This is a genomic window from Bradyrhizobium yuanmingense (assembly GCF_900094575.1).
Taxonomy (GTDB): Bacteria; Pseudomonadota; Alphaproteobacteria; order Rhizobiales; family Xanthobacteraceae; genus Bradyrhizobium; species Bradyrhizobium yuanmingense.
On record NZ_FMAE01000072.1, the window covers coordinates 1 to 4,407 of the forward strand.

Consider the following 4,407-nt stretch of genomic DNA (forward strand, 5'->3'; position numbering starts at 1 on the left):
GGCGGTGCTGACCATTGGGTTCTTCGCCTTGTTCGTCGCCTCTTTGCCTCGCCTGGTGGACCGACTTGAGGCAGCGCTCCTGTTACCCATCGCGCATCTGAATAATGAGAACTTTATCGTTGTCGCGCTGCAACTCTTGGGATCGTACACCCGTGAGATACAGAGCCTGACAATGCCGTTTCTCGGCGTCGTCCTGATCGGCGGTGTGGGCGCCCACGTGTCGCAGACCGGAGTGCTTTTCTCTCCCTCAGCAGCGGCGCCATCGCTCATGAAGCTGAACCCAAGTGAGAACATCAGGAGGATGTTCTCGGCGCAGAGTCTCTTCGAGCTGAGCCGATCAGTCGCAAAGGTGCTGCTGCTCGGTCTCGTTCTTCTATTTGTGGTTCGCGCAGCAGTAAGTTCGCTTGTATGGATCCCGCGCTGCGGAGTATCCTGCCTGGCCTTACTGGCGGGTAACCTCTTATTCTATGTCGCGGTCTGGACGGGGGCGATCCATCTTGTCGTGGCAATCGCGGACTTCGCGTTCCAGCGGTGGCAGTTCGAGAAGAGGAATATGATGTCGCTGGAGGAGGTGAAGCGAGAATACAAGGAGAACGAAGGCGATCCCCTGATCAAAAGGCGCCGCAAGCAACTTCGTTCGCAATTGATGGCCAAGAATCCTATCGCCCTAGCGCGCAGCGCGACCGCGTTGATCTCCAATCCCACGCATATTGCAGTGGCGCTTTACTACGATGGGCAACAGACTCCGCTGCCCGTGATCGACGCTATCGGTACCGATCTGGTCGCACAGCAAATGATCGCGGCCGCCACCGCCGCCGGCGTGCCGGTGATGCGAAATGTTCCGCTGGCCCGTGCGCTCCTGGAGGATGGCCTGGTGGATGAATATATCCCGTCACACTTGATTGAACCTATCGCAGAGGTGTTGCGAGCACTCGGGGATCTTGCGACCGAGACTCGTGGTGGTCGATTCTGATTTCGTGAGGTCAGTTGCGGGCTTCGCAATAGTCACCATGGCGCGAATGAAATAGACCGCGGGCCACCTTCGACACCTTCCTCACAGGCCGAGATGGAGAGTTTAGCAATGGCGTTAACTGCCTTTTTCACCTTTATGAAGGTTAAAATATTGTCCGCTAGTCGGCTTTCCGATCAAAGCAACCTAATTTGTCGTGTTGAAGGGCAACAATCACTCCCTTTTGCGGATCGACATGCCCGGCGGCTGCTTGCCCGCATTCGTGATCATGCCGCGAGGGAACCTCGTCGTTTGGCGAGAAGGTCTGGCCAAGTTGCAAGATTCGCCTTCCGATCGCTTTGCGTGCCCCCTAGGATGTGGGCAATTTAAGGCCGGTGCAGGTAGGGGCGGTAACGAGAGGCGTCCGGAGAATGCCACGCGTTTCACATCCACGATGATATGTCGCTGTCGGGAACTCCCGCACTCATCAGCTTTCAGGGAAAGCTCAAAATGTCCGTCGTCAGATAATTTGAGACTGGTCAGGCTTTTTGAGAAGGGAGGCTCTGGCTCATCAGGGTTAGAGTTTAAGCGGCCTGCAGTTGATGCTGCAAGCGGCGGTTTGCGATGGTGTCGCGCTTGATGCGGCGCATTGCGTCAGCGTAGAAGTTCCCGAATGATAGGCTGTTGCCTCATGTAAGTTGCTCCCGAGCAGACGGGCGGGCGGGGGCGACAATGAGGCGGCTGAGCATGGCGACTAGGAAGGAACTGACGGCAGCTGTGGGCGAACGCTACCGATCGAGCGATCGCGTGGAGAAGGCGCGGATATTGGATGAGTTCGTCAATGTCACTGGATATCATCGCAAGCATGCGATGCGGCTGCTGCGGGGCCACGATGGGTCGCGAACAGGTCGTCGGGCGCGGCGCAATGCGCTCGCACTCCTCTGGGAGGCCTCGGACCGGGTTTGTGGGAAGCGGCTGAAAGCCTTGATACCGATGCTGATCGACGCGATGGAGCGGCACAGCCATCTTGACCTCGCTCCCGAGATCCGCGGCAAGCTGCTTTCGATGAGCGCGGCGACGATCGACCGGGCGTTGGGCCGGATTCGGGAAGGGCTCGGTCGCCAGCGCCGGCGACCGGCCGCACACGCCCTACGACGCAGTATTCCGATACGGACTTCGGCGGATTGGAATGATCCCGCACCGGGCTTCGTGGAGGCGGACCTTGTCGCCCACAGCGGTCCATCGGCGCGCGGCAGTTTCGTACAGACCCTGGTCCTCACTGACGTCGCGACCGGCTGGACGGAATGCGCGCCGCTGATCGTGCGCGAGCAGACGCTGCTGAGCACCGTGCTGACGGAATTGCGTAAGCAATTGCCCTTCGCGCTTCTTGCCTTGAACACGGACAATGACACCGTTTTCATGAACGAGACGCTCAAGACGTACTGTGACACGGCCAATATCATTTTCACGCGCTGCCGGCCGTACCGCAAGAACGATCAAGCTTTTGTCGAGCAAAAGAACGACGCTGTCGTGCGCAGGATGGTCGGCTACCGGCGGTTCGAGGGTTTGGAGGCAGCGACGCTGCTGGCGCAGCTCTACCGCTCGGCGCGCCTGTTCGTGAACTTCTTCCAACCGTCGTTCAAGCTGATCGCCAAGCAGCGCGACGGCGCCCGGGTGCACAAGACCTACAGCGCGCCTGCCACGCCGCATCAACGGCTAGCCGCCGACTCGCGCACGTCCGATGAAGTTCGCGCCCGTTTACAAGAGACTTTCGCCGGCCTCGACCCCGTCGCCTTGTTGCGCGATATCCGAGTGACGCAGGAGCGGTTGGCGGCGCTTACTGACGCCGAGCCTGCCGCGAACCCCGGCCCGATCGCGCAGCCGATTGATCTTTTCCTGGCGAGCTTGAGAACCGCTTGGAAGGAGGGCGGTGCCCGGCCGACAGATCGGCCGATCGCCAAAGCAAAAAGAGGCCGTCGCCGTCCCGACCCGCTCATTCGAGTGACGCCGGATTTGCGCAAATGGTTTGAAGCCGAGCCGTGGCGGACCGGCAGCGAACTCCTGGCGCGATTGCAGGCAGAATACCCTGGAATCTATCCCTAAAAACTTCTGCGCACGCTACAGCGTCGCCTAAAGACCTGGCGCAGCGAACAGGCCAAGCCATGCTGTTTGGTCCCTCCCAAGTGCCGCCGCTCGTCCTTGACGTCGTAGCGCCTCAGTAACGGCGGGCTCGCGCAGGAAAAGCCGGGCGCTGCGAACCGCGACCATTATCGCATCCGGTGCGGGCCGAGTGCCTGATCCGTCCTCGGCGTCAAGGCCAAGCCCGCTACGCGGGTCGCTCCGCGAGCCTTGACCCCTGCGCGCGGATCATGCCGCGGACGACCATGAGCTTTGCTGGCAGGCCAGGCCTTGAGGCCTGTCCCGGTCAGCAAAGCTCATGGCGAACCGCCACCAAATGGCGGTTACCCGAGCAGCGCATCTTAGGCCCACTTCGGCAATCATTGAGACGCCGCCTCCACTTAAGTCAGGAGCAAAAAAGATGAGGCAGCGGACCACCCTGAGGGAGCACTTTTATGTGCGGCAATACGCGCTCTCATCCTGATTGATTGTCGCGCTATACGTGCGCCAGGCGAAGGTCCTGAAGCTGGCTCGCAGCACGGTCTACTGTGAACCTCGGCCAGTTTCGGCCGAGGACCTTCTTGATGCGTCGGCTCGATGAGCTGCATCTCGATTATCTCTTCGCGGGAGCGCGTATGCTGCGATGGTTGCTGCGGCTGGAGGGCGTATACGCCCGGTCGCCGCCACATCGCGACGCTGATAAAGCGCATGGCGATCGAGGCGGTCTATCGTCGCCCGAACACGAGCAAGCCTGCACCGGGTCACAAGATCTACCCATACCTGTTGCGCGGATTGAAGATCGAGCGGCCCGACCATGCGTGGGCAATGGACATCACCTACAGTCCGATGCGGCGTGGCTTCGTCTATCTCGCGGCGGTCGTCGATGTGCTCAGCCGACGGGTCCTGCCCATCGCGTCTCGATCACAAGGGAGGCGGCGCTTCTGCGTCGAAGCGGTCCAGGAGGCGTTGGCGAAGCACGGCAGGCCCGAGATTTTCAACACGGACCAGGGCAGCCAGCTCACCAGCCTCGAGTTCACCGATGTGCTGCTGGACGCGAAGATCGCCATCAGCATGGACGGCAAGGGCGCCTTGCGCGACAACGTGTTTGTCGAGCGGCTCTGGCGCACGGTCAAATACGAAGAAGTTTATCTCCGCGCCTACAACAGCGTGTCCGAGACGCGAGCGTCCATTGCCACGTATCTGGCCTTCTACAATCAGGGGAGCTATGCGGGAAAGTGGGTGATGACGGACTGAGATAGGCGGCGTATCGAGGCGGGTGTCGAGCCTGCCAGAACCTCTCAAGGAGAGCGATACGCCATGAACGAGACTAGCAACATTGT

General features: G+C 60.4%; 1 protein-coding gene and 2 pseudogenes. All 3 read left to right on the forward strand.

Annotation, left to right across the window (positions count from 1 at the left end):
• The coding region (locus tag GA0061099_RS38870; protein WP_074448681.1) for an EscU/YscU/HrcU family type III secretion system export apparatus switch protein at window positions 1-973 on the forward strand (973 nt) is incomplete at its 5' end.
• A gap of 708 nt (window positions 974-1,681) precedes the next feature.
• A pseudogene (locus GA0061099_RS38875) lies at window positions 1,682-3,171 on the forward strand (ISNCY family transposase).
• A gap of 401 nt (window positions 3,172-3,572) precedes the next feature.
• A pseudogene (locus tag GA0061099_RS38880) lies at window positions 3,573-4,282 on the forward strand (IS3 family transposase); the annotation flags it as partial.
• Between the last annotated feature and the right edge of the window lie 125 nt (window positions 4,283-4,407).